We start from the raw sequence: 25,973 nt of genomic DNA, 5'->3' as shown, positions 1-25,973 counted from the left end.
GCGGCATTCGGCGGCGACCAGCCGCCTGGCCGGCGGCCGAAGGAGCGCCTTCGGCGCGACATTCCGCGCTGGGTCCCCTTCCCCTGCGCCGGCTGACGCCGGCTTCGGCCGGGGATGACACCCTCACACGAACAGCACCCGCTCCCGCACCGTGAACCGGCCGCCGTCCACCTGCTCGACCAGCGCCACCTGGTCGACCAGCATCCCCGGTTCCGGCACGCGCTCGGCGTAGAGGGCGGCGAGCTCGGCCTCCAGCGTCGCGACCTGCGCGGCGGGGGCGCGGCCGGCGAGCGTCAGGTGGAAGCGGAAGAGGTCGAGGACGCCGGGATAGCCGTAGGTCATCAGGTTCTCGCGCTGGCGCTCGCTGAGGCGCTCCGGATCGCGGCGCGCGATCTCGGCGTCGGTGAGGGGCGCGCGAAAGGGCTCGAAGCCGAGCACCAGGTCGCGCTCGAGCGCGATCAGCTCCGGCGTCGGCGCGGGCTCGACGAGGGCGATGAAGGCGTCGCCGGCGGCGTTCGCGCCCACCGCCTTCACCGCGAGCCGCGGCAGCCGGAAGGCCGCGCGATCCGCGCAGAAATCGGCCAGCGCCGCGCTCAGCTGCTCCACGGTCCGGCCCTCGGCGAGACGGAAGGGCGCTTTCATCGTGGCGTGGAAGCCGTAGCGGCGCGGGTCCTCGGTGAGCCGGTGGAAGTCGCCCGGATCCTGCGAGGGCGGCACGATCTGGGGCACGTCCGCGCCGCTCTCGGCGTCGTAGCCGAGCACGCCGCAGCCGAAGGCCCACAGGTCCGAGAGCGCCTGGGGGACGAGGTAGAGACCGTAGCGGATCGTCATAGGCCGAGCGCGCCTCCGTCGGATCGCGGGTCGTGGACGGCCTCGACGCGGCCGTCGCGGGGGTGCTTCACCAGCATGCCGGCATGGCCGAGCGTATCGGAATAGGGCGCGTCGAGCACCTCGACCGGATGGCCGAGGCGCTCGAGCCCGGCGATCACGCTCTCGTCGAAGCGGCTCTCGAGCTTCAGGGTGGTCGAGCTCTCGCCCCAGGTGCGCCCGAGCAGCCAGCGCGGCGCGTCCACCGCTTCGGCCGGGGAGAGCCCGGCGCGGTAGCGCGTCAGCACCTGCGCCTGCGTCTGCGGCTGGCCGTCGCCGCCCATGCAGCCGTAGGGCACGACCCGCCCGTCGGCGAAGCGGGCCAGCGCGGGATTGAGCGTGTGGAAGGGCTTGGCCCCCGGCGCGAGCGGGTTCGCGGCGCGGGCGTCGAGCGGGAAGGCGGTGCCGCGGTTCTGCATCGTGATCCCGGTCGCCGGCAGCACGCAGCCGGAGCCGTATTCCCAGTAGACCGACTGGATGAACGACACGGCGAGCCCGTCATCGTCGATGGCGCCCATCCAGACCGTGTCCGCCTCCGAGCCCGGATGCGGATAGGGCGCGGCGCGGGACATCGAGATCTCGGCGGCGGCGCGGGCGAAGCGCTCCTCGGACAGGTGATCCTGCGCGTCCCGCGCGAGCCGCGCCGGGTCGACGGCGACGCGATCGCGCAGGCGGAACGCCTGCTTCACGGCCTCGACGAGCCCGTGATGCCAGGCCGCGTCGTCGACGCGCCCGAGCGCCAGCCGCTCGGCGATGCCGAGGATGGCGAGCGCCGCGACGCCCTGGCTCGGCGGGGGCAGGTTGTAGACGTCGAGGCCGGGCAGGCGGATCGAGAGCGGCCGCACGACGCGGGCCTCGTAGCGGCGCAGGTCCGCGCGCGTCACCGGCGCGCCGAGGCGCTCGAGGTCGGCGGCGATCTCGCGGGAGACGTCGCCCTCGTAGAAGTCCCGCAGGCCCGCCTCGGCGAGGTAGGCCAGCGTGTCGGCGAGCTTCGTCAGCCGCCGCGGCGCGCCGGCGGCGGGCGGCTCGCCGTCGAGGAAGTAGCTCTCGACGAAGCCCGGCGCCGCCCTCAGGTCGGCGTGCGCGGTGGGGAGATCCGTGCGCGCCCAGTAGCGCGCCTCGCTCGGCGAGACGGGCGTCCCCTCGCGGGCCCGACGGATGGCGTCGGCGAGCAGCGTCGCGAGCGGGAGGCGCCCGCCGCGCGCGCGCGCCAGCTCGCCCGCGAGCCGCCAGCCGTCGATCGTGCCGGGCACGGTCAGCGCCGCGAGGGGGCCGCGGGAGGGAATGGTCTCGTGCCCGCGGTCGAGATAGAAGGCCGGCGTCGCGCGCGCGCCCGCGAAGCCGGCGGCGTCGATGGCGTGGACGCGCCCGTTCGGCTCGGAGACGCACCAGAAGGCGTCGCCGCCGATGCCGTTCATGTGCGGGTAGACGACGGCGATCGTCGCCGCCATGGCGATCATCGCCTCGACCGCGTTGCCGCCCTCGATCAGGATCGCGCGCCCCGCTTCGGCGGCGGCCCGGTGCGGCGCGGCGACGGCGGCGGAGGCGAAGGTGGGGGTCTCGAGGCGGGGCATCGGGCTCTCGCGGGCTCGCGGTCGGTGGCGTCGACCGCGTTCCTAGCGCGGGCGAGCCGCGCTGGCGAGGGGGATGGCGCGACATCGACCATGCGAAAGCCTCCCCGAAGCGGGCGCTTCGGAGAGGCTTTCGTCTGCCGGCGGTGCGGGAGGCGGGTGCGGGCGCGGCCGCCCTCAGCGGAAGGCGACGCTCGTCACCTCGTAGGACTTGCCGCCGCCCGGCGTGTGGACCTCCACCGTGTCGCCGACGGTCTTGCCGATCAGGGCGCGCGCGATGGGAGAGCCGATCGAGACCCGGCCGGAATGCACGTCCGCCTCCGGCTCGCCGACGATCTGGTAGACCTTCTCCTCCTCGGTGTCCTCGTCGATCAGCGTGACGGTCGCGCCGAACTTGACGCGGTCCCCGTTGAGCTTCGACGGCTCGATCACCTCGGCGCGGGAGATCAGGCTCTCGAGCTCGAGGATGCGGCCCTCGTTGTGGGACTGGGCTTCCTTGGCGGCGTGATACTCGGCGTTCTCGGACAGGTCGCCCAGCGCGCGCGCTTCCGAGATCGCCTGGATGATCCGTTGGCGCTCGACCTGCTGGCGGTGCTTGAGCTCCTCCTCCAGCTTCCTGAAGCCCGGGGCCGTGATCGGAACCTTGTCCATGTTCTTGGCTCACTGACGAAAAAACCGCGCGCGGAGCGTCGTCGCGCTCCGCGCCGCGGCGGGTGGCGGGGGTGGGCGGGAGCCGCGCGCGGGGGGCGCGCGTCGCGCCTCAGGCGAAATAGTCCTGAAGCGCCCGCACTTCGAGATCGCCGCCGAGATAGGCCTCGATGCCTTCCGCGGCCGCGATCGCTCCTGCGAGAGTGGTGTAGTACGGCACCTTATGCAAGAGGGCCGCCCGGCGGAGCGACCGGGAATCGGAGAGCGCGCTCGCGCCCGCCGTGGTGTTGAAGACGAGATGCACGTCCCCGTTCTTGATTGCGTCGACGATGTGCGGTCGGCCTTCCAGCACCTTGTTGATCTTCTTGGCCTTGACGCCCTCGGCCTCGAGGAAGCGCTGCGTGCCGCTCGTCGCCAGGATGCGGAAGCCCTGGTCGGCGAGCATGCGCACCGCGGGCAGGATGCCGGCCTTGTCCTCGTCGCGCACGGAGACGAACACCGTGCCGGCCTTCGGCAGCATCGTGCCCGAGCCGAGCTGGCTCTTCAGGAAGGCGATGCCGAAGGAGCGGTCGAGGCCGATCACCTCGCCGGTGGAGCGCATCTCGGGTCCCAGCAGCACGTCGACCCCGGGGAAGCGCGCGAAGGGGAACACCGCCTCCTTCACCGCGATGTGGTCGAGGGCGACCTTGCGCTCGGCGAGGCCGAAGCTGTCCAGCGCTTCGCCCGCCATGATCCGCGAGGCGATCTTGGCGATGGGCTCGCCGATCACCTTGGCGACGAAGGGCACCGTGCGCGAGGCGCGCGGGTTGACCTCGAGCACGTAGATCGCGCCGTCCTTGATGGCGTACTGCACGTTCATCAGGCCGCCGACGTCGAGAGCCAGCGCCAGCGCCCTGGTCTGGCGCTCGAGCTCCGCGATCGTCTCCTCGGAGAGCGTGCGCGGGGGCAGCGAGCAGGCCGAGTCGCCCGAATGGATGCCCGCCTCCTCGATGTGCTCCATGATGCCGGCGACGAACACGCCCTTGCCGTCGCACAGGGCGTCGACGTCGATCTCGGTCGCGTCGGTCAGGTAGCGGTCGAACAGGAGCGGGTTCTTGCCCAGCACCGTGTTGATCTGCCCCGTCTTGTCGTTGGGGTAGCGCGCCTTGACGTCGGAGGGGATCAGCGAGGGCAGGGTGCCGAGCAGGTAGTCCTCGAACTGCGTCTCGTCGCGGATGATCGCCATCGCGCGCCCGCCGAGCACGTAGGAGGGGCGCACCACGAAGGGCAGGCCGAGATCCTGCGCCACGAGCCGGGCCTGCTCCACCGAATAGGCGATGCCGTTCTTGGGCTGCTTGAGGCCGAGCTTGTCGAGCAGGCGCTTGAAGCGGTCGCGGTCCTCGGCGAGGTCGATCATGTCCGGCGAGGTGCCGAGGATCGGCACGTCCGCGTCCTCGAGCGCGCGCGCGAGCTTGAGCGGCGTCTGGCCGCCGAACTGCACGATCACGCCGTGGAGCGTGCCCTTCGTGCGCTCGGTGTCGATGATCTCGAGCACGTCCTCGGCGGTGAGCGGCTCGAAATAGAGCCGATCGGAGGTGTCGTAGTCGGTCGAGACGGTCTCGGGATTGCAATTGATCATGATCGTCTCGTACCCGGCGTCGCCGAGCGCGAAACAGGCATGGCAGCAGCAATAGTCGAACTCGATGCCCTGGCCGATCCGGTTCGGCCCGCCGCCGAGGATGACGACCTTCTTCGCGTCGCTCGGCTGCGCCTCGTCGGCCGGGGCCGCGCCGAAGGGCTGCTCGTAGGTCGCGTACATGTAGGCGGTGGGCGAGGCGAACTCGGCCGCGCAGGTGTCGATGCGCTTGAAGACCGGGCGCACGTCGAGCGCCCGGCGCTTCGCCTTGACCTCGGCCTCCTCCAGGTTCGCGAGCACCGCGAGGCGCGCGTCGGAGAAGCCCATGGCCTTGAGCCGGCGGAAGGCGCCGGGCGTGGTCGGCAGGCCGAGCGTGCGGACCTTCGCCTCGGTGTCGACGATGTCCTTCAGGTGCTCGAGGAACCACGTGTCGATCATGCACGAGGCGTGCACGTCCTCGACCGAGGTCCCGAGCCGCAGCGCCTGGGCGACCTTGAGGATGCGGTCCGGCGTCGGCGTGCCCAGCGCGGCCTTGATGGCGTTCTCGTCGTCGCCCTTGCCGAGGCCCTCGATCTCGATCTCGTCGAGGCCGGTGAGCCCGGTCTCGAGCGAGCGCAGCGCCTTCTGCAGGCTCTCGGGGAAGGAGCGGCCGATCGCCATCGCCTCGCCCACCGACTTCATCGAGGTTGTGAGCGTCGGCTCGGCGCCGGGGAACTTCTCGAAGGCGAAGCGCGGGATCTTGGTGACGACGTAGTCGATCGTCGGCTCGAACGAGGCCGGCGTCGCGCCGCCGGTGATGTCGTTGGCGATCTCGTCGAGCGTGTAGCCCACCGCGAGCTTCGCCGCGACCTTGGCGATGGGAAAGCCCGTCGCCTTCGAGGCGAGGGCGGAGGAGCGCGACACGCGCGGGTTCATCTCGATCACGACCATGCGGCCGTTCGCCGGGTTGATGGCGAACTGCACGTTCGACCCGCCGGTCTCGACGCCGATCTCGCGGAGCACCGCGATCGAGGCGTCGCGCATGATCTGGTATTCCTTGTCGGTGAGCGTCAGCGCCGGCGCCACCGTGATCGAATCGCCCGTGTGCACGCCCATCGGGTCGAAGTTCTCGATGGAGCAGATGATGATGCAATTGTCCGCGCGGTCGCGGACCACCTCCATCTCGTATTCCTTCCAGCCGAGCACGCTCTCCTCGATCAGCACCTCGCCGGTGGGCGAGGCGTCGAGCCCGCGCTCGACGATGTCGAGGAACTCCTCACGGTTGTAGGCGATGCCGCCGCCGGTGCCGCCCAGCGTGAAGGAGGGACGGATGATCGCGGGCAGGCCCACCTCGGCGAGCGCCATCAGGGCCTCGCCCAGCGCGTACTCGATGGTGCGCTTGCGCCGCTCGATCTCGCCCGCGGCCCAGCTGCGCTCGAACTCCGCGGCGAGGCGCGCCTTCTCGTCGGCGGCGACGTCCATCGCCTCGAGGCGCGCGATCTCGGCCTTGTACTGGTCCTTGTGCTTCTTCTTCAGGGCCGAGGCGTTGGCGAGGCGCGAGGCGGGCGTCTCGAGCCCGATCTTGGCCATGGCCTCGCGGAAGAGCTGGCGATCCTCGGCCTTGTCGATGGCCTCGGCCTTCGCGCCGATCATCTCCACGCCGAACTTGTCGAGCACGCCCATCTGCTGGAGCGAGAGCGCGCAATTGAGCGCCGTCTGCCCGCCCATCGTCGGCAGGAGCGCGTCGGGGCGCTCCTTCTCGATGATCTTGGCGACGACCTCGGGGGTGATCGGCTCGACGTAGGTCCGGTCGGCGAGCTCCGGATCGGTCATGATCGTGGCCGGGTTGGAGTTCACCAGCACGATCCTGTAGCCCTCCTCCTTGAGGGCCTTCACCGCCTGCGTGCCGGAATAGTCGAACTCGCAGGCCTGGCCGATGACGATCGGCCCCGCGCCGATGATGAGGATCGTGGAGATATCGGTGCGTTTGGGCATGTCGGTCTCGTGTTCGGGGCCCCTCGGCGCATGAAAAAAGAGGCCCGCGCGCGAACACATGAGCCCCATGCCGAGCGGCCCGGCCGCTCGGCGCGGCCGGGATCGCGATGTCGGGGGCGTCTATAGACCGATCCGCGACGCGAGGGAAGGGCGCGAGACCCGAAACCGCGCCGGCAAAGCGCGCGCGCTCAGGCCGGCGCCGTCCGCATGCCCCGGCGGATCAGGAGCAGCGCGACGATGCCGAGATTGAGCAGGTTCCAGGCCACGCCGTTGAGGAAGGCCATGGCGTAGCTTCCCGTGAGATCGAAGATCAGGCCCGACAGCCAGCCGCCGAAGGCCATGCCGACGATGGTCGCCATCAGCACGATCCCGACCCGCACGCCCGCCTCGCCCGGCGCGAAATACTCGCGCACGACGATGGCGTAGCTCGGCACGATGCCGCCCTGGAACAGGCCGAACAGGGCGGAGACGAGGTAGAGCGCCGCGAGACCGTCGACGAGCATGTAGAGGACGAGGGCGAAGGCCTGGAGCGTCGAGCCGATGAGGAGCGTCGCGAGCCCGCCGATCCGGTCCGCGATGAAGCCCGAGGCGATGCGGCTGACGATGCCGAGGCCCAGCATCAGCGAGAGCATCTGCGCGCCCGCCGCCGCGCCGTAGCCGAGCTCGCCGCAATAGGCGACGATGTGCACCTGCGGCATCGCCATGGCGACGCAGCAGGCGACGCCGGCGATCATCAGGAGCGCGGTCAGCGCGTTCGTCGACAGCCCGAGCGCGGCGCGCCCGGGGGGCGCGACATGGGCCTCCCCGGCCGCGGCCACGGGCGCGCGCCGGCGCATCGTGAGCGCGAGCGGGACCATGGCCACGACCAGCACGATCGCCATGGTCAGGTGCGCCTGGCGCCACCCGACGGTCTCGATCAGGTGCTGGACGAAGGGCGGCCAGATCGCGCCCGCCACGTAGTTGCCCGAGGCGCAGATCGCCACCGCGATGCCGCGCCGGCGTTGGAACCAATGGGAGATCTCGGCGAGGAGCGGCCCGAACGCCGCTGAGGCGCCGACGCCGATGAGGAGCCCGTGCGCGAGCGCGAACACGGTGAGGTTCGGCGCGAGGGACGCGATGGCGTAGCCCGCCGACAGGAGCAGCGCGCCGATGACGAGCGGCGGCACGATGCCCACCCGGTCGGCGATGCGGCCCATCACGATCCCGCCGCCGGCGAAGCCCATCATCAGGAGCGTGTAGGCGAAGGACGCGCCGGCCCGGCTCGCCTCGAACGCCGTCTCCACCGCCGGGATCGCGACGACGACGGACCACATGCCCGCGCCGCCGAAGGCCGAGAGCGCGACCGCGATCGCGAGCCGCGCCCAGGCGGCCCGCGTGTCGATCACCTCGCGCCCGGCGGGGGCGAGGGGGCTGGCGCGAAAGAGCGTCATGCGCGAGCGATAGCACGGGAGCGCATTCGTCCGCCACGGCGGCCGGGGCGCGCGAATGCGAGGCCGGGGTTGCGCTCCCGCGCGCCGGCGACCGGCTCAGGGCTCGAGCCGGTAGGCTTCCTCGGGTTCCTCCGGCGGGGAGAGGATCTCGACGAGCTTGCTCAGGCGCCCGCCCGAGGGGATGTGCCGGCCCTCGTTGAGCACGGCCTCGTCGTTCTCGACCCAGGCCCGGGCCTCGACGAGCTCCTCCTCGGTCGCGCCCGTGCCGATGATCTCGGCCACCGTGATGTCGTCCACGGGCCCGACGATGGCCCGCACCTCCTCGCGCGTGAGCTTGTCCGCCATCGGATGCGCTCCCTCAATAGGCCGTGGCCCAGGGCCAGGCGAAGACGATCCAGCCGAGCCACACGAAGATGATGAACAGGATGATGAAGCCGACGAGCGCGCCGGCCGGGGTGTAGCCCCAGCCGCGGCTGTAGGGCCAGGCCGGCGCCACCGCGACGAGGATCAATAGGAGGAGAAGCAGAATCCAGAAGCCGTACACGGCGCCCTCCCTTACGCTGCACCCTGGTCCCCGTCGAACGGGAGGGGGAAGGATTTCGTTCCCGGCGAGACGACGAGACGACGAGACGGCGAGACGGCGAGACGGCGAGACGGCGAGCGGAGGAGGAGAGGCGTGCGCATCGTGGTGGACACCAACGCCTTCGTGGCGGCGGGCTTCAATCCCGGCAGCGCCTCGGCGCGCGTCCTGGCCGCCGTCCGCGAGGGCCGGCTCGCGCTCGTCTGGGACGAGGCGACCCGGGCCGAGACGAAGCACGTCCTCTCCCGCATCCCGCGCCTGCTCTGGGAGGATGCCGAGAGCCTGTTCCGCGAGGAGAACCGGTTCGGCGGCGAGACCGACCCGGAGGCGTTCGGGATGGTGGAGGACCCGGCGGATCGCAAGTTCGCGGCGCTCGCCGCCGCCGCCGACGCGGTGCTGATCACGAGCGACGATCACCTCCTCGCCCATGCGGGCGCCCTGCCTTGCCGCGTCGAGACGCCGGGCGCCTTCGCGCGCGCCGAGGATCTCTGACCCGCGGGACCCTTCCGCCGCGCGCCGGGTTGTCTCCCGATCCGGTAGCGGTGCGGGGAAGACGTCTGCGCGTCCTCGCGGCGTGCTCTATGCTGCGCCCCGGGGACAGGCGCGCATCGAACCAGCCGCGGGCCGGGACCGACTGCTGGATGGATCGCTTCGGATGCGCTCCGGACAGGAGGACACGCCATGACAACGACCGCCCTCGTCACGCCGCCGACGCTCCCCGCGCGGCTTCGCGCGCTCCTCGTCGCCGCCCTGGCGATCGTCGCTTCGGGCGTCGCCCTGCCGGCCGCGGCCCAGCCCGCGCCGGCGATCGGCCAGATCCGCGTCGACGTCTCGCCCCTGCGCGCCAAGGGCGTCGGCAACTACGCCGACCTCCTGCAGGTCGCGCTCGGTCGGGCGCTGGAAGCGCAGTTCGCCGGGCGCCGCGCGCGGGGCGGCGCGACGCTCACCGTGGTGCTCGACCGGTTCGAGCTGCGCGGCTACGGCTCGGGCGGGCAGGACGACTGGATCTTCGGCTTCGGCGCGCCCGGCGGCATGTCGGCGGACGAGCTCGCGGGGGACGCCTTCCTCACCGTCGACGGGCAGGTGATCGCCTCGACGCCGTTGCGCGTCGCGCTGCCGCCGGGCCAGTCCGGCCCCTGGTACGCCGAGAGCTTCGAGCAGCGCCGGGCGGTGAACCTCGCCGAGGCCTATGCGAGCTGGCTGGCGCGGCGGCTGTGAGCCGCCGCGTCCTCAGGGCGTCGTCTCGGTGTCGATCTGCTCGAGCGGGACGAGCGGCTCGTCCTTGACCTGGTCGAGGCTGAGCGCCGTGCGCACGTTGCGTACGTTGGGCAGGCTGACGAGATCGCCGACGAAGGCCTGGAAGGCCGAGAGGTTGGGCGCGACGCACTTCAGGATGAAGTCGATGTCGCCGGAGAGCGTCCAGCACTCGCGCACCGACGGCCAGTCCTTGATGTGCGCCTGGAAGGCGACGAGGTCGCTCTGCTTCTGGCTCTGAAGCTGCACCATGGCGAAGCAGACGACCTCGATGCCGACCGCCTTGGGGTCGACCATGGCGCGGTAGCCCTTGATGACGCCGGCCTCCTCGAGGGCGCGCACGCGCCTGAGGCAGGGCGGCGCGGACAGGCCGACGCGCCGGGCGAGCTCGACGTTCGTGATGCTGCCGTCCGCCTGCAGCTCGCGAAGGATCGCGAGGTCTATGGAGTCGAGACGTCCACGCACGTATGAAGAGCTCCTGGCCATTGCGCCAGGACAGAGGTAGACCGCCCGTCGCCTCCGCACAAGCGGCGGGGACGCATTCACCCGGGGTATCGCCCGAGAAGGTCCAGGTGGTCGAGACGTTGGACGAGACGGTGGACGAGACGCTGGACGAGACTGGGGCGCTCCTCCCCACCCGCGCGGTGGTCCTCACCGACGGCAAGGCCGGCGACGAGCTGCAATGCCTCGGCGTGGCCGAGGCGCTGGGGCTCGCCCCCGAGATCCGTCGCGTGCGCCCGCGCCGGCCCTTCGCCTGGCTCGCCCCGCGCGGGCCGATCGACCCGCGCGAGCGTCCCGGCCGGCCGGAGGGGCCGCTGCCCGAGCCCTATCCCGATCTCGTGATCGCCTCCGGCCGGCGCGCGGTGCCCTACCTCCCCGCCTTGAAGCGGGCGAGCGACGGACGAACCTTCACGGCGTTTCTCAAGGATCCGCGCACCGGGCCCTCCGCCGCGGATTTCGTCTGGGTTTCGGAGCACGACCGGCTGCGGGGCGAGACCGTCCTCGCCACGCTCACCGCGCCGCATCGCGTGACGCCCGCGCGTCTCGCCGCCGCCCGCGCCGCGCCCGATCCGCGGCTCGCCGGCCTGCCCGGCCCGCGCGTCGCGGTGCTCGCCGGCGGCGACAGCCGGCACCACCGCTTCACCGACGCGGATCAGGCGCGCCTCCTCGCCGATCTCGCCCGTCTCGCCCGGGAGGACGGGGCGCGGCCGATGATCACGGCTTCGCGGCGCACGCCGCACGCCCTGCGCGCGGGCCTCGCCCGCCTGGCGGCCGAGACCGGCGGCTTCTTCTGGGACGGGAGCGGCGAGAACCCCTACGTCGCCCTCCTCGCGCTGGCGGATGCGATCGTCGTCACGGCCGATTCGACCAACATGCTGGGGGAAGCCGCCGCCTCCGGCGCGCCGGTGCTTGTGTTCGCGCCGACGGGCGGGCATCGAAAGTTCGAGACGCTCGTCTCGGGCCTCGAGAGGCAGGGGGTGGCGCGGCCCTTTCGCGGACGCCTTGAAGGAACCCGGTACGAGCCCCTAGATTCGACGCCCGTCGTCGCCGCCGCCCTGGCGCGCGCCTATCGCGCCCATCGCGCGGCGCTCGGGCTGCCGCAGACCGCGCTCGGCGAACCCGCCGAGACGCGAGGAGAGTAGGACCATGGCCACCACGAACGCGAAGCTCGTCATCCTCGGCTCCGGCCCCGCCGGCTACACCGCCGCCATCTACGCCGCGCGCGCCATGCTGGAGCCGGTCCTGATCTCCGGCATCCAGCCCGGCGGCCAGCTCACCATCACGACCGACGTCGAGAACTATCCGGGCTTCGCCGACGTGATCCAGGGCCCCTGGCTGATGGACCAGATGCGCGCCCAGGCCGAGCACGTCGGCACCAAGCTCGTCTCGGACCACATCGCCAAGGTCGACCTGTCGCAGCGCCCGTTCCGGCTGGAAGGCTCCTCCGGCGACGTCTACCTCGCGGATGCTCTGATCGTCTCCACGGGCGCGCAGGCGAAGTGGCTGGGCCTGCCCTCGGAGGAGAAGTACCAGGGCGCGGGCGTCTCGGCCTGCGCCACCTGCGACGGCTTCTTCTTCCGCGGCAAGGAGGTCGTCGTGGTCGGCGGCGGCAACACCGCGGTCGAGGAGGCGCTCTATCTCGCCAATCTCGCCTCCAAGGTGACCCTGGTGCACCGGCGCGACAGCCTGCGCGCCGAGAAGATCCTGCAGGACCGGCTGTTCGCCAACCCGAAGATCGAGGTGCGCTGGAACGCGGCGGTCGACGAGATCTGCGGCGGCGGCATGCCCGCCGGCGTGACGCATGTCCGGCTGAAGGACACCGTGAGCGGCGCGATCGAGGAGGTGAGGACCGACGGCGTCTTCATCGCCATCGGCCACAAGCCCGCGACCGAGCTGTTCGAGGGCCAGCTGCCGATGAAGGCCGGCAACTACCTCGTCGTCGAGCCGGGCACGGCGCGCACGGGGGTGCCGGGCGTCTTCGCCGCCGGCGACGTCGCCGACGACGTCTACCGCCAGGCCGTGACGGCGGCGGGCATGGGCTGCATGGCCGCGCTCGAGGCCGAGAAGTTCCTCGCCGAGCATTCCGCCGACCCCGCCGTGCGCGCCGAGGAGAAGCAGCACGACCAGATGCTCGCCGCCTGGGAGTAGACGAGTCGCACATCGTCCCGCGCCGTTGGAGGCCCTCACCGAGCGGCGTCAGCCGCTCGTCCTTCGTTCTTGGAGAAGGTGCCCCCGAAGGGGGCGGATGGGGGTCGTGATGAAGCGCGAGCCCAAGCAGAACGAGCTCGACGCTGCTGGTTCGCGCGGCATCGCGGTCGCGATAGTCCTGCACGACCCACACCCCCGACCCCTCGCCACGAGGGCGAGGGGAGAGCCTGCATCGATGGCTCGCGAGCGCTCGACCGCTTGCTCGGTCTGCACCAAACCGAAGAGCCCCCGCCGCGCTACCGCCGCCCGCCGCCGAAGCTCTCGGAGATGGCGCGCAGGTGGTTGACGCCGCCGCGCTGGCCGGGGCTGCCGACCTGCGGCGGCGGGGGCGGCTCCGAGCCGTCCGCGAGGCGCAGGCCCACGTATTCGCGCCGCCCGTCGGGGTGCATGCGGTAGGCGCGGTAGAGCAGCTGGCCGTCGTGGGCGCGCTCCTCCGCGTCGCTGGGCCGCATCAGCATGAAGCCGCCGGCGCGCTGGAACTCGAGCTCCGGCCCGGGCGGGACCGAGGCGGTCGACAGCGGCGGGTCCGGCGCGAGAACGCGGGCGAGGCCGAGGGCCAGCGCCAGCGCGAGCGCCGCGGCGAGGCCGCCGCCGGCGAGGAGCCGGATGCGCGAGCGCGGCTTCGCGCGTGGGCGCACGGCCTTGCCCTTCGGGCCGCGCCCGCGCTCCTTCGGGCGCCGGGCGAGGATCGCGCTCCAGTATTCGGTCATCGCCGCCGCGAAGGCGTCGCGCACGGCGGGCGCGGTGCGCTCGACGGCGGCGAGGCTCTCGGCGAGCGCCTTGTCGCCGTAGATCTCGACGAGCCGCGGCCGGGCGTCCGGCGCCTCCGGCTCCTCGACCACGGCGACCGCGCCGCCGCCGCTCTCGACGAAGCTCGCGATCAGGCGCGCGCCGTCGCGCGCCCGCCAGTCCTCGGCGTGCGTCTCGATCAGCGTCCAGGCTCCGGGCGCGATGCCGGCGACCGGCGGCGTCTCGTAGCGCACGGCGACGAGATAGGCCGGCGCGCGGCGCCCGCTGTCCTTCTGCGACGTCGGCTGTGCCATCGGCGCACCTCTCCAAAGCTGGAGACTAGAGCAGATCGCTTCCTGATGGAATCGCGCGGGGGATTCCCTTCGAGGCCAGTTCGTGATTCACGGTAGAGGCTGGCGGAGGAGGCCAGCCGCCATGACGAAGCCCCTCTCGATGGATCTGAGGCAGCGCGTCCTCGCTGCGGTCGATGCCGGCATGAGCCGCCGGGCCGCGGCGGACCGCTTCGGGATCGCGCCGTCCGCGGCGGTGAAGTGGTTCAACCTTCGGCGCGAGACGGGCTCGGTCGCGCCGCGGGCGCAAGGCGGCGACACGCGGTCCGGGCGGATCGAGGCGCTCGGCCCGGTCATCCTCGCGATGGTGGAGGAGGCGCCGGATCTCACCCTCGTCGAGATCGCCGAGCGGCTCGAGCGCGAGCACGGCGAGCGCTTCGCGCCCTCGACGGTGCACCGCTTCTTCGGCCGCCACGGCCTGACGTTCAAAAAAAGTCCGGCCACGCCAGCGAGCAGGACCGCGCCGACGTCGCCGCGGCCCGCGAGGCCTGGTTCGAGGAGCAGCCCGAGCTCGACCCGCAGCGGCTGATCTTCATCGACGAGACCTGGCTCAACACCAAGATGGCGCGGTTGCGGGGCCGCGCCCCCGAAGGCGAGCGCCTGCGCGCCGGCATCCCTCACGGCCATTGGCGCACCACGACCTTCGTGGCCGGGCTCAGGATCGGCGGGATCGACGCGCCGATGCTGATCGACGGCGCGATCAACGCGGCGAGCTTCCTCGCCTACGTCCAGCAGGTCCTGGTTCCGACGCTGAGCCCCGGCGACGTGGTGATCATGGACAACCTCGCCAGCCACAAGACCCCCGCCGTGCGCGAGGCCATCGAGGCGGCCGGAGCCGAGCTGCGCTTCCTGCCGCCCTACAGCCCGGACTTCAACCCCATCGAGAACGCCTTCGCCAAGCTGAAGGCCCTGCTCAGGAAGGTCGCCGCCCGGACGCGCGACGCCCTCTGGAGCGCCGTCGCCGACGCCATCGAAGCCTTCCCGCCAGAGGAATGCGCGAACTTCTTCACCGCAGCAGGATATGAACCCGAGTGGTGAGAATCTGCTCTAGCGCGCAAACCTTGCGCGGAGGTTGCTCGCCGGTGCTCAAACCATCACGGCCCGGCGCACCGCCTCGCGATCGAGCGCCGTCGCCTCGCCGGAGAGCACGACCTCGCCGCGGTCCATCACCACGATCGAATCGGCCAGCGCCGCGGCGAAGTCGAAATATTGCTCGACGAGCACGATCGCCATGTCGCCGCGCGCCCTGAGCGTCTCGATGGCGCGGCCGATGTCCTGGATGATCGAGGGCTGGATGCCCTCCGTCGGCTCGTCGAGGATGAGGAGCGCGGGGCGGGTCACCAGGGCCCGGGCGATGGCGAGCTGCTGCTGCTGGCCGCCGGAAAGGTCGCCGCCGCGCCGGCGCAGCATGGATTTCAAGACGGGGAAGAGGGTGAAGACCTCGTCCGGCACGGTCTTCGCCGCCTTCCCCGCGAGCGCGGCGAAGCCGGTGCGCAGGTTCTCCTCCACCGTGAGCAGCGGGAAGATCTCGCGCCCCTGCGGCACGTAGGCGATGCCGCGCCGCGCGCGGGCGTAGGGCTCGAGCCGCGTCACGTCCTCGCCGCGCCACAGGATCGCCCCGGCGGAGACCCGCACCTGGCCCACGAGGGCGCGCATCAGCGAGGTCTTGCCGACGCCGTTGCGGCCCATGACGCAGGTCACGCGCCCGGGCTCCGCCGTGAGCCCGACGCCGCGCAGGGCCTGGGCCGCGCCGTAATGCAGATCGATGTCTCGCGCGTCCAGCATGATCTCACCGCCCCAGATAGACCTCGATCACCCGCCGGTCCGCCGAGACCTGGTCGAGCGAGCCCTCCGCGATGACCGAGCCCTCGTGCAGGACGGAGACCTTCACGTCGAGCGCGCGCACGAAGCTCATGTCGTGCTCCACCACGATCACCGTGTGGTCGGCGGCGATGCGGCGCAGGAGGTCGGCGGTCGTCTCGGTCTCGGCGTCTGTCATGCCGGCGACGGGCTCGTCGACGAGGAGGATCTTCGGGTCCTGCGCCAGCAGCATGCCGATCTCGAGCCATTGCTTCTGGCCGTGCGAGAGCGCGCCGGCGAGCTCGAAGCGCCGCTCCTCGAGCTTGACGATCTCGAGGATCTCGGCGAGGCGCCGCGCCTCCTGGGCCGAGCGGCGGTGGAAGAGGCTCGCGCGCACCCCGCGCGGGCCGGCGAGCGCGAGAACGAGGTTCTCCTCCACGCTCACCATCTCGAACACGGTGGGCTTCTGGAACTTGCGGCCGATCCCGAGCTCGGCGATCGCCGCCTCGTCGAGGCGGGTGAGATCGTGCGCGCCGTCGAGGAGAACGGTGCCCGTGTCGGGCCGGGTCTTGCCGGTGATGACGTCCATCATCGTGGTCTTGCCCGCGCCGTTGGGGCCGATGATGGCGCGCATCTCGCCGGGCTCGAGCACGAGGGAGAGGCTGTTGAGCGCCCGGAATCCGTCGAAGGAGACGCTGACGGCGTCGAGATAGAGGAGCGCCTCCGTCGTGCGCGGGGCGGGCGCGCGGGGCGGCGCGGGGGCGGGCCGGGGCTCGAGGGTGGTGGTCATCGCGTGCTCCTCACTCGGCCTTACTCAGCCGGCTGGGCGCTGGCGGCCTGCGCCTGCCGCGCGCGCTTGCCGAGCCGGATCGCGCGCAGGGCGCCGAGGATGCCCTTGGGCAGGTAGAGCGTCACGGCGACGAACAGGAAGCCGAGGACGAAGAGCCAGGCCTCCGGATAGGCGCCCGTGAGGAAGCTCTTCGCCCAGTTGACCAGCACCGCGCCCAAAGCCGCGCCCGACAGGGTCCCGCGTCCGCCGACCGCGACCCAGACCACGGCCTCGATCGAGTTGGCCGGGGAGAATTCCGAGGGGTTGATGATGCCGACCTGCGGCACGTAGAGGGCGCCGGCGAGCCCCGCCATCATCGCCGAGACCACGAAGACGAACAGCTTGAAGCGCTCCACCCGGTAGCCGAGAAAGCGCGTGCGCGCCTCCGCGTCGCGGATGGCGACGAGGACGAGGCCGAATTTCGAGGTGACGATCGCCTGGGCGAGCAGCAGCCCGCCGGCCAGCGCCAGCGCGGAGAGGGCGAACAGGCCCGCACGGGTCTCGCTCGCCTGCAGCGAAAAGCCGAGCACGTCCTTGAAGTCGGTGAGCCCGTTGTTGCCGCCGAAGCCGAGCTCGTTGCGGAAGAAGGCGAGCATCAGGGCGTAGGTGCCGGCCTGGGTGATGATCGAGAGATAGACGCCGGTCACCCGCGAGCGGAAGGCGAGCCAGCCGAAGACGAAGGCCAGCAGCCCCGGCACGAACAGCGCCATGAAGGCCGCGTAGGCGAAGACGTCGAAGCCCCACCACGCGACCGGCAGCGCGTCCCAGTTCAGGAACACCATGAAGTCCGGCAGGACCGGGTGGCCGTAGACGCCCCGCGGGCCGATCTCGCGCATGAGGTGCATGCCCATGGCGTAGCCGCCGAGCGCGAAGAAGGCGCCGTGGCCCAGCGAGAGGATGCCGCAATAGCCCCAGACGAGATCGAGCGCGACCGCGAGGAGCGCGAAGGTGAGCCATTTGCCCATCAGCACCACGGTCGCGGTGGGGACATGGAGCGCGTGATCCGGCGGGAAGGCGAGGTTGGCGATCGGCACCAGCGCCGCGACCGCGACGAGGAGCGCGATCGCCGGCGCGATGTGCGGCGCCATCAGCCGGAAGAGGATGGGCTTGCGGGTCATGGGCGCGCCTCTCGCTTCAGCTCTCGACCGCCCGCCCCTTGAGGGCGAACAGGCCCCTCGGGCGCTTCTGGATGAAGAGGATGACCGCGACGAGGATCAGGATCTTGGCGAGCACCGCCCCGGCGAGGGGCTCGACCAGCTTGTTCGCGACCCCGAGCGACAAGGCCGCCACGAGCGCGCCCCATAGGCTCCCCACACCGCCGAAGACGACGACGAGGAAGCTGTCGATGATGTAGCTCTGCCCGAGATTGGGCGAGACGTTGTCGATCTGCGAGAGCGCCACGCCCGCGACGCCGGCGATGCCGGAGCCGAGCCCGAAGGTGAGCGCGTCGATCCAGGGCGTGCGGATGCCCATCGAGGCGGCCATCCGCCGGTTCTGCACGACGGCGCGCATGCGCAGCCCGAAGGAGGTCGCCTTCATCGCGACGAGCAGCGCCAGGAAGACCGCGAGCGCGAACACGATGATCCACACCCGGCTCCAGGTCAGCGCGATGCCGAAGAGCTCGAGCGAGCCGGACATGAAGGAGGGGTTCATCACCTCGCGGTTGGTCGGCCCGAAGAGCGAGCGCACCGCCTGCTGGAGGATCAGCGAGACGCCCCAGGTGGCGAGCAGCGTCTCCAGCGGCCGGCCGTAGAGGTGGCGGATGACGAGCCGCTCCAGCGCGATGCCGACGAGGCCCGCCGTCGCGAAGGCCAGCGGCAGCGCCACGAGCAGCGAGAGGTCGAGAAGGTTCGGCGCGAAGGTGCGCATCAGCTCCTGCACCACGAAGGTGGCGTAGGCGCCGAGCATCACCATCTCGCCGTGGGCCATGTTGATGACGCCCATCACCCCGAAGGTGATGGCGAGCCCGATGGCGGCGAGCAGCAGCACCGATCCCAGGGAGAGCCCGAAGAAGACGTTCTGCACGTGCCCCTGGATCGCGAGCCGCCGGTCGATGGCGGCGATCCCCTCCGCCGCGGCCGCCGTCACCGCCTCGGACGCGTCGGCGGGCACGGACAGGAGCAGCGCGCGGGCGGAGGCGTCGCCCTTGGCCGAGAGCCGCGCGATCGCCGCGAGACGCTCCTCTTCGGAGGCGGAGGCGTCGGAGATCGCGAGGGCGGCGAGCGTGTCGTCGAAGGCGGCCTGGACGGCGGGATCGGTCTCGTCGGCACGGGCGGCGGCGAGCGCCTCCCTCTGCGAGAGGTCGCGGGCGCGCAGGATGTTGGCGGCGGCCTCGATGCGGGTGCGCGGATCGGGCGCGCGCAGCGTCAGCCCGGCCATGGCCGTCTGCACCGCGCGGCGCACGGCGTTCGAGACGCGCACGTCGGTGGTGGCGCCGGGCGCGGCCACCGGCTCGCCGGTGAGGGCGTCGTAGGCGGTCCCGGCCCGGTCCGTCCACAGCACGCGCCGGGAGCCCGTCTCGAAGACGAGCCTTCGGTCGGCGAGCGCCTCCAGGATCGGCGCGGCGTGGGGATGGCCGGAGGCCGCGAGCGCGTCGACCGCCGCGAGGGTCGCGGGGAACTGGCCGCTCGTGAAGCCCGCGAGGATGGTCGCCACCTCGTCCCGAGAGGCCTGGGCCTGCGCGGGAGCGCTCGCCCAGAACGGCGCGGCGAGCGCGAGGAGAACGAGCGCGAGCCGCAACAGGCGCGAGAGCCGCGCCGCGGGCCGGAGGAGATGCGCCATGGGCCGAGTGCCTCTGCGGACTGCCGAGTGAACCGACGGCGCGCCCGCGGGGAGCGCGCCGTCGCCCGTCATGCAAGGATCACGCCCCGCCGCACTGGCCGGTGACGACGTTGAAGTTCCCGCAATTCATCGGCGCCTGCCAGTCGGACATCAGGTCCTTCGAGCCCTCGAGATGGTCCGACCAGGCGTCGCCCGGCACGAGGCCGGCGGTCTCCCACACCACCGCGAACTGGCCGTCGTCCTGGATCTCGCCGACGAGGACGGGCTTGGTGATGTGGTGGTTCGGCATCATCGCGGCGTAGCCGCCGGTGAGGTTCGGCACGGCGACGCCGACCATGGCGTCGATCACCGCGTCCGGATCGGTGGTGCCGGCCTTCTCCACCGCCTTCAGCCACATGTTGAAGCCGATGTAGTGCGCCTCCATCGGGTCGTTGGTGACGCGGTCGGTGTTGCCGGTGAAGGCGTGCCATTGCTCGATGAAGGCGCGGTTCTCCGGCGTGTCGACGGACATGAAGTAGTTCCACGCCGCGAGATGGCCCACTAGCGGGCCGGTGTCGATGCCGGCGAGCTCCTCCTCGCCCACCGAGAAGGCGACGACCGGAATGTCGATGGCGCTGACGCCCTGGTTGGCGAGCTCGCGGTAGAAGGGCACGTTGGCGTCGCCGTTGATGGTGGAGACCACCGCCGTGCGCTTGCCCTCCGAGCCGAAGCTCTTGATGCCCGACACGATGGTCTGCCAGTCGGAATGGCTGAAGGGCGTGTAGTTGACGCGGATGTCCTCGGGCGCGACGCCCTTCGAGAGCAGGTAGGCCTCGAGGATCTTGTTCGTCGTGCGCGGATAGACGTAGTCGGTGCCCTCGAGCACCCAGCGCTCGACCCCCTCGACCTCCATCAGGTAGTCGACGGCGGGGATCGCCTGCTGGTTCGGCGCGGCGCCGGTGTAGAAGACGTTGCGCGAGCTCTCCTCGCCCTCGTACTGGACGGGATAGAACAGGATCGAGTTCAGCTCCTCGTAGACCGGCAGCACGGACTTGCGCGACACCGAGGTCCAGCAGCCGAAGGTCGCCGCGCAGCCGCCGGTGATCAGCTCGCGCGCCTTCTCGGCGAAGAGCGGCCAGTCGGACGCCGGGTCCACGACCACCGCCTCGAGCGGGCGCCCGAGCAGGCCGCCCTTGGCGTTCTGCGCCTCGATCAGCATCAGCATGACGTCCTTCAGCGTCGTCTCGGAGATCGCCATCGTCCCCGAGAGCGAGTGGAGCACGCCCACCTTGATCGGCTCGCCCTGGGCGAGGGCGGGAACGCCGCGGAACATGGAGGCGCCGGCGAGCGCCGCGCCGAGGCCGAGCACGTGTCTACGCGTGAAAGTCATGGAAGCCGTCCCCTGTCGTTTGCGCGCCGATGACGTCGCGGCGCCCTGCGGGGATGACGCGGTGCAAGAGGGGGGCCAGACGCGCCCGGGCGGATCGCATCCGGAGGACTGCGTATTGAGCCTGTTTCATGAGCAGAGCCGTGTGCACACTGCGCGCGACGGGCGCGACTGCACACTGGATTGGCTCTTGTATACCATTATGCGGCGGTCAGCCGTACGTATGATCGCGGTAGGCGTGCTGCTCGCGCGGAGCGTGCAGCGGCCAGTCGGGCCTGGCCTGGCGCACCATCATCACCTCGGCGAGGTTCTCGCGCGTGAGCAGGCCCACCAGCCGGTCGGAGGCGTCGAGCACGAAGAGCGCCGGGGCGCGGCTCGCGGAAAGCACCCGCATGCCCTCCGACAGGGGCGCGTCGGCGCTGATCTCGGGAATGTCGCGGGTCATGATCTCGAGGATCGGGCTCGACGGGTCGCCCTGGCGCAGGGCCGGGATCAGCGCGTCGCGGGTGAGGAGCCCCCGCGGGCGCCCGGCGCCGTCGAGGACGGGGAATTCCTTCTGCGAGGTGCGGATCAGGCACTCCACGGCGTCGTCGAGATTGGCGTTCGGCGAGAGCGTCTCCACCACGCTGACCATGGCTTCGCCCACGCTGGTATGCTCGGCCGCGCCCTTCATGGCGGACTGCTCCACCTCCGCCGAGGCGGCGAGATAGACGAAGATGGCGATGACGAGCAGGATCGGGTTGTAGAACAGGCCGATCACCGCGAAGACCACCGCCGCCGCCTGGCCGATCCGCCCGGCGATGGCGGTCGCCTGGGCGTGCGGGCGACGCATGGCGATCAGCGCGCGCAGCACCCGCCCGCCGTCCATCGGGAAGGCCGGGATCAGGTTGAACACGACGAGGATGACGTTCACCGCCGCGAGCCGTGCGAGGAGCGAGAGGCCCGGGTTCTCGATCTCCATGAAGTTCGTCGTGTCGAGCGTCGCGCCCAGGATGAGGAGGAGCACCGCCGCGATGACCACGTTCACCGCCGGGCCGGCGAGCGCCACGACCAGCTCCTGCTTGGGATCGTCGGGGATGCGCTCCAGGCTCGCGATGCCGCCGATGGGCGAGAGGATCACGGACGGCGTGCGGATGCCGTAGCGCCGCGCCGCGAAGATGTGGCCGAACTCGTGCGCGAGCACGCAGGCGAAGAGCAGCACGACAAAGGCCGTCGTCACGAGCGCCGCCTCGAAGCCCCCCGCCCGCCAGGCCGCGCCCGCGATCCAGACCAGGAACAGCACGAAGGTGACGTGGATCTTGATGACGGTGCCGGCGATGACGCCGATGGGGAAGGACCAGATCATGAAAGACGCTCCAGCGGGGCGCGGCCGCTCGATCGCCTCGCCGCGCCGGACGCCAACGTCATCCTACCAGCCCCGGTTCGCGGGCGCGACGGCAAGGCGCGGGTCAGGCATAGCGGAACGCGCGCTTCAGGGCGAAAGCGAGGAATGGTGGCCACGCCAAAAAATTGAGCACCATCATCAACATGCCGTAATCCTCAGGTCTCGGGCGCAAACCTGGGAACGGGAGCGGGCCGATCTCCTGGCCAGCGATGTAGAGGGAGCGCCCGAATCCGTCCGCGAGCTGCCAATTGGATCGGAGCGCCCAGCCTACAAGCGGGACATGGTTGCGCACGCCAATCGCAAGAGCGTCGAATACTCCCCACTCGGGCGGTGACTGCGAAGTCGCATCGATCATGGTGTACTGTATAGTCGGCCCGATGTTGCGCGGATCGCTGTAAACTAGGGTCACAGACGTGGCGAACAGGAGTATGATAAGGATTCCGATGCGTAAAGGGGCGGTTCCGTAACCCAGAAGCCCATCCCATAGGATCTTGCGCGTAAATGCATGGATGATACTAACCGAAACGAAAAGCGCAGCCGAAATCGATGGTACCAGAATGATTGCCAAAAACCATGGCGGATGCGCGATGTACACCATCAATGCAGCAATCGCCAAGAACACCACAGTTTCGATCAACGAAGGTCGACGCAAAATCGCAGCCTCGCGATCAACGCGCCTATTCATTGCCCGGTAAATGGCGTCAGCGTCCCGTTCGAAGCCACGGTTTCTGAGAAATCGCTCGATTGCGATGTAGCTCGAACGCCTCGGGCGCACATCCGCCTCCAAGAGATCGATGAACCGTGAGTAACGGGTCTTGTCCTCCTGGTGGAGATTCCAACGCCGCACCTCGATGTCTCCGAGATTGATCGGAACCGGAAACGGATGCGGGCTCTCACCCGGGTATACTTCCAACTCCCCGATCTGCGCAGCGGTCAAGATCAATCCGCGTTGCAGCTCTTCTTTTTCGACGTCCCCCGGACTTGTCACCGCCTCCCGGAAGCTCTTGTTGGAGAGGACCAGATGCTCGATCTGGGCGTGCGAGAGATCCAGGCAGCCAGGAATCGCAGCTTCTGCAGGAGGCATGTCAAGTTCAGATCCATGCCCTGATCGAGCAACAAAATCCTTCCATTTCGCGTCGTCGAGCTGGTATTTGAGGCGGAAGGTTCCCGTGACGCGCACGCGTTTCGCGGTGACGTTCCCGCTGGCCTTGCGTCCCGGCTCAAGAAAGGCCCTGAGTTGCAGCCCCGAGAGATCAACATCACCGGCGCAAACCAACAGACTCATGTCGAGGTGATCAGCCACGGCATAAAAGTCTCCACCAATCGCGGCTCCGATCACCATGAGCTCTCGACCGATTACATCTTGCTCGACATAAGAAGCGCATGACTCCATCTTTACATTGCCGGATAGATCAGTGAAGCTGAGATCGATCGCACCATCTACGGCGATTTTGGTAAGGATGCAATTGCCTCCGACTTTCATTCGAGAAAGATTCATGCCACCGACAATGACGCAGCCTCCCACGGGCGCCTGCTCGGCCTCGGAGGGCTCGTTCCGGTTCTGCTGTGTAGACCAGAACCTCACGTCGCCATCGACGATGGCATGGGCCAGGTTGAAGGCCGAGTCGGGCGGACGCTGTCCGGTACCCGTCACTCGGAGGCGCGTGAACGTAGCCGGCCCGCGAACCCGTAGCCCGTGTGCAGATAAGGCGCCGACGCGCGGGTCACAGCGTGCCTCGGCCTCTCGAAGCTCCGGCTCGAGCCAAAGAGATCCGACGTCGGCCGAGAAAAGCAGAAGATCGCCCGCGACGAGGATCCCAATGAGATGGAGGCTCACGCCGACCTTGATGCCGGCCAGATGGAGATCGCGGCCGAACGCGGGCTGAATCCAAACCGAACTGGAACTCATCGTCGGGGACATTCGCATCAGTCCACCGATCTCGGAAGACCAGAAATGCGCATCTCCCGTGACCTGGGTTCCGGCAATCATGAAATTGCCTCCAATGGTCATATTGCTCCCAAGTAAATTTCCTTCTATATAGCTTGGTGAAATATCCTGTTCGTTTAAAGACTGATAAATTTCGAGATCTCCACGTATATTTGTCCTCGTCATTATCAAATCACCGAAAATTTCCAAGCCTCGAAAAGAAATCATTCCATCAACAACGCTATTTGGTATGAGCATAGATCCGATTACTGCCAATGAAGATGCGATCACGTTGCCTTTAACTTTAATATTGCTTGCGGAAATTGCGGCTCCAATTTTTGTAACGTCAAAAGCAGCAGCGACAGGAGATCTATTCTCGCCACGGATGACGTCCGGGCGTCGTGCCGCTGCCTCGACAGTTACGGAGTTCAATATCAAGTTACCAGTCAGTTGAACGTTCGATATGTCGAGAGTTCTTATAAATCTACTCCCGGTCAAATCTAAGCTGCCTTCGAGAAAACAGTCGGACAAGTCAACACTTGAACTAAATGTCATATATGTCAATCTTATACCAGAATCAAGGCGGACGCCTCTAAGGCTAAAATTTCCCGATACGTATGTCTTTTCAAAGCTTCGCTCTCCAGCTTCTATTCTTGCATAGAGCTCACTAGCTTTTATCGTCTTCATCGGGGTCGATCTCCTTCCGTTGAATGTAAACGTAGTGGCTTGGAAAGGAAATCTTCTCGGGGACAATAGGTAAGCTATCTGATATTTCATCATCCGTCGTCATTTCGATAAAACCACTCTGATCAACTATGAAAGTCGATATGAACAGAGCGCGTGCATAAACGACAGTAGCCCGAATAAGGCACCATCTGTTTCGTAACCGAGCTTGCCAATTAGAAGATGCTGGGTCATGTCGACGAATTTCGAACTCGACGAATTTATCATGGTAAACCTCGATGTTGTGAATATGTTCAGAAGCAGCTCTTTTGATCGCGTCAGCCTCTCCTAGCCAATTGAGATCGTCAGGATTTTGTATGATCTTGAAATATCCGAATTTCCCTTCAACAGATTGACAGAAAAAGTCGACATAAGCGGGTATCTCGTTAATCGTTAGGTTGAGATCGAACTTTTCATTCAAGTCGTGTAATAATTGACCGGACCAATTGATTGCGATCAGTTCGGCATACTCGACTCCAGAGGTCGAATCTCCAGTTCTCCCCACGTACCGGCTTAGCTGGGCAATTCCCGTCCGCCGATCTTCCAATTCGAAGAAGTCGGCGTCACTATAAAAGGAGAGGCGGCACATCTTGAGTGTGACAGGGTCATTCGGCTGGAAGGCTTCGAAGCCGATCAGGTCGCGGCAGGCTGCAAGCATGAATCGTTCGCGATCGAGATTACCCGCCGGCTTCCACTCGAGGATTGTGAAGGCGTCGCGGTCCGTGTCGCCCAGGTCGCGTGGTGTGACGGGCTTATCTGCGCAGGCGTTCAAAAGCGCATCCGCAGCTGCTTCCGGCAACTCCGAATCCTCGCGAAACTGACGAGGAGACCAAGTCATTCGATCTGTTCGAAACTGCGGACGAAAGGGAAAGCGACGGGCGACCTGCCTCGGATAGAAACTGATCGACCAATCTGCATTCTCGCTCCAACCGATACGTCTTGGGTGGCCTTTACCCTGGGGCCAAAGATCGATGGCCGCACAAATTTCCGCGACTGACATGTCGACCCTGCCGGGAGGCAGCTGCTTCAATATGGATCGCAGTGGGTCGCCCGGTCGCGGCAGGATCAGCCCCTCACGCGACATGTCGGACAGACACATCACGAAGTGTCCGCAGACGAGGGCGAAGGCTTCGTAGCCGACGTGCTCGTCCTCCTGTTTTCCGCTTGGCATGACAAGCAATCGCAGGAGCCGCATCTTCGTCGTCCGAAGAGTGTGCACAGAGATCTCGTCCACGCGAGCGTCACGAAACGGAAGCGAATCGATGATTTCACGGTACGCGGCCGAATGGCGCAGTAGGAGATCGCCGGCGTCCACGCGAGACCAGCCTTCTGGGGGCGTGCCGGGACCGGTAGGCGTTGCGTTCATGATCGATGATCGAGCCGACAGAATGCGCAATTTTTAGTAGCGTCTCCGGCCAAGCCGGTCAATTCGCATT

Annotated in this window: 22 protein-coding genes; 5 read left to right on the top strand and 17 right to left on the bottom strand. The window is 68.8% G+C overall.

The window, feature by feature from the left end; all coding sequences use genetic code 11:
• Positions 1–123 precede the first annotated feature (123 nt).
• From ABL310_RS19430 to ABL310_RS19400, 7 genes are all read right to left on the bottom strand, one after another.
• Positions 124–831, bottom strand: a complete 708-nt coding sequence (locus ABL310_RS19430) for a DUF1045 domain-containing protein (protein ID WP_349368649.1) — start codon at positions 829–831, stop codon at positions 124–126.
• A complete protein-coding gene (locus ABL310_RS19425; RefSeq protein ID WP_349368648.1) occupies positions 828–2,441 on the bottom strand; it encodes a gamma-glutamyltransferase in 1,614 nt (537 codons plus the stop codon). Before ABL310_RS19425 ends, ABL310_RS19430 begins: the two co-directional genes overlap by 4 nt.
• A gap of 174 nt (positions 2,442–2,615) precedes the next feature.
• Positions 2,616–3,089: a transcription elongation factor GreA gene (greA, locus tag ABL310_RS19420; protein ID WP_349368647.1), complete on the bottom strand. Its 474-nt coding sequence runs from the start codon at positions 3,087–3,089 to the stop codon at positions 2,616–2,618.
• Positions 3,090–3,198: 109 nt separating this feature from the next.
• Complete coding sequence (gene carB / locus ABL310_RS19415; RefSeq protein ID WP_349368646.1) at positions 3,199–6,675, bottom strand: carbamoyl-phosphate synthase large subunit; 3,477 nt, start codon at positions 6,673–6,675, stop codon at positions 3,199–3,201.
• 188 nt (positions 6,676–6,863) lie between these two features.
• Positions 6,864–8,105 carry an MFS transporter gene (locus tag ABL310_RS19410; RefSeq protein WP_349368645.1) on the bottom strand — a complete coding sequence of 414 codons (1,242 nt, stop codon included), beginning with the start codon at positions 8,103–8,105 and terminating at the stop codon, positions 6,864–6,866.
• Between the two features lie 96 nt (positions 8,106–8,201).
• Complete coding sequence (locus tag ABL310_RS19405; RefSeq protein ID WP_349368644.1) at positions 8,202–8,450, bottom strand: hypothetical protein; 249 nt, start codon at positions 8,448–8,450, stop codon at positions 8,202–8,204.
• Positions 8,451–8,463: 13 nt separating this feature from the next.
• Positions 8,464–8,649 carry a DUF3309 family protein gene (locus tag ABL310_RS19400; protein ID WP_349368643.1) on the bottom strand — a complete coding sequence of 62 codons (186 nt, stop codon included), beginning with the start codon at positions 8,647–8,649 and terminating at the stop codon, positions 8,464–8,466.
• A 132-nt stretch (positions 8,650–8,781) separates the two neighbouring features.
• On the opposite strand from ABL310_RS19400, the gene ABL310_RS19395 reads away from it, so the two are divergent.
• Together ABL310_RS19395 and ABL310_RS19390 are read left to right on the top strand one after the other, a co-directional pair.
• Positions 8,782–9,177, top strand: a complete 396-nt coding sequence (locus ABL310_RS19395; RefSeq protein ID WP_349368642.1) for a PIN domain-containing protein — start codon at positions 8,782–8,784, stop codon at positions 9,175–9,177.
• A gap of 189 nt (positions 9,178–9,366) precedes the next feature.
• Positions 9,367–9,903: a hypothetical protein gene (locus ABL310_RS19390; RefSeq protein ID WP_349368641.1), complete on the top strand. Its 537-nt coding sequence runs from the start codon at positions 9,367–9,369 to the stop codon at positions 9,901–9,903.
• Positions 9,904–9,915: 12 nt separating this feature from the next.
• On the opposite strand, the gene ABL310_RS19385 is transcribed toward ABL310_RS19390, so the two are convergent.
• Entirely contained in the window at positions 9,916–10,404 is a 489-nt protein-coding gene (locus ABL310_RS19385; protein WP_349368640.1) for an Lrp/AsnC family transcriptional regulator, read from the bottom strand.
• A 107-nt stretch (positions 10,405–10,511) separates the two neighbouring features.
• Here ABL310_RS19385 and ABL310_RS19380 point away from each other — a divergent pair, with 107 nt between their 5' ends.
• Both ABL310_RS19380 and trxB read left to right on the top strand, forming a co-directional pair.
• Positions 10,512–11,582, top strand: a complete 1,071-nt coding sequence (locus tag ABL310_RS19380) for a mitochondrial fission ELM1 family protein (protein ID WP_374730344.1) — start codon at positions 10,512–10,514, stop codon at positions 11,580–11,582.
• A gap of 4 nt (positions 11,583–11,586) precedes the next feature.
• Positions 11,587–12,588 carry a thioredoxin-disulfide reductase gene (gene trxB / locus ABL310_RS19375; protein WP_349368639.1) on the top strand — a complete coding sequence of 334 codons (1,002 nt, stop codon included), beginning with the start codon at positions 11,587–11,589 and terminating at the stop codon, positions 12,586–12,588.
• Between the two features lie 296 nt (positions 12,589–12,884).
• Here trxB and ABL310_RS19370 read toward each other — a convergent pair whose 3' ends face one another.
• On the bottom strand, positions 12,885–13,691 hold the full coding sequence (locus ABL310_RS19370; protein ID WP_349368638.1) for a hypothetical protein: 807 nt from the start codon (positions 13,689–13,691) through the stop codon (positions 12,885–12,887).
• A gap of 121 nt (positions 13,692–13,812) precedes the next feature.
• On the opposite strand from ABL310_RS19370, the gene ABL310_RS19365 reads away from it, so the two are divergent.
• Positions 13,813–14,765, top strand: a protein-coding gene (locus ABL310_RS19365) for an IS630 family transposase (protein ID WP_349368028.1) whose coding sequence is annotated in 2 segments (ribosomal slippage) — positions 13,813–14,155 and positions 14,155–14,765 — 954 coding nt in all. Because the reading frame shifts where the segments join, the coding sequence is not laid out codon by codon here.
• A gap of 48 nt (positions 14,766–14,813) precedes the next feature.
• On the opposite strand, the gene urtE is transcribed toward ABL310_RS19365, so the two are convergent.
• The 8 genes from urtE to ABL310_RS19325 form a co-directional block, all read right to left on the bottom strand.
• A complete protein-coding gene (gene urtE, locus ABL310_RS19360) occupies positions 14,814–15,512 on the bottom strand; it encodes an urea ABC transporter ATP-binding subunit UrtE (protein ID WP_349368637.1) in 699 nt (232 codons plus the stop codon).
• A 4-nt stretch (positions 15,513–15,516) separates the two neighbouring features.
• Complete coding sequence (urtD, locus tag ABL310_RS19355; RefSeq protein ID WP_349368636.1) at positions 15,517–16,317, bottom strand: urea ABC transporter ATP-binding protein UrtD; 801 nt, start codon at positions 16,315–16,317, stop codon at positions 15,517–15,519.
• A 20-nt stretch (positions 16,318–16,337) separates the two neighbouring features.
• A complete protein-coding gene (gene urtC / locus ABL310_RS19350; protein WP_349368635.1) occupies positions 16,338–17,474 on the bottom strand; it encodes an urea ABC transporter permease subunit UrtC in 1,137 nt (378 codons plus the stop codon).
• A 16-nt stretch (positions 17,475–17,490) separates the two neighbouring features.
• The gene (urtB, locus tag ABL310_RS19345; protein WP_349368634.1) at positions 17,491–19,137 is read right to left on the bottom strand and encodes an urea ABC transporter permease subunit UrtB; all 1,647 of its coding nucleotides are present in this window, start codon (positions 19,135–19,137) and stop codon (positions 17,491–17,493) included.
• A gap of 79 nt (positions 19,138–19,216) precedes the next feature.
• A complete protein-coding gene (gene urtA / locus ABL310_RS19340; protein ID WP_374730343.1) occupies positions 19,217–20,506 on the bottom strand; it encodes an urea ABC transporter substrate-binding protein in 1,290 nt (429 codons plus the stop codon).
• Between the two features lie 208 nt (positions 20,507–20,714).
• Complete coding sequence (locus ABL310_RS19335) at positions 20,715–21,848, bottom strand: site-2 protease family protein (protein WP_349368633.1); 1,134 nt, start codon at positions 21,846–21,848, stop codon at positions 20,715–20,717.
• 103 nt (positions 21,849–21,951) lie between these two features.
• Positions 21,952–24,501, bottom strand: coding sequence for a hypothetical protein (locus tag ABL310_RS19330; RefSeq protein ID WP_349368632.1), 2,550 nt, complete (start codon positions 24,499–24,501; stop codon positions 21,952–21,954).
• Positions 24,482–25,852, bottom strand: coding sequence for a hypothetical protein (locus ABL310_RS19325; protein ID WP_349368631.1), 1,371 nt, complete (start codon positions 25,850–25,852; stop codon positions 24,482–24,484). The genes ABL310_RS19330 and ABL310_RS19325 overlap by 20 nt, the downstream gene beginning before the upstream one ends.
• Positions 25,853–25,973: the final 121 nt, after the last annotated feature.

Origin of the sequence: Salinarimonas sp. (genome assembly GCF_040111675.1) — a bacterium.
Taxonomy (GTDB): domain Bacteria; phylum Pseudomonadota; class Alphaproteobacteria; order Rhizobiales; family Beijerinckiaceae; genus Salinarimonas.
This window is presented reverse-complemented; position numbering and strand designations above follow the sequence as displayed.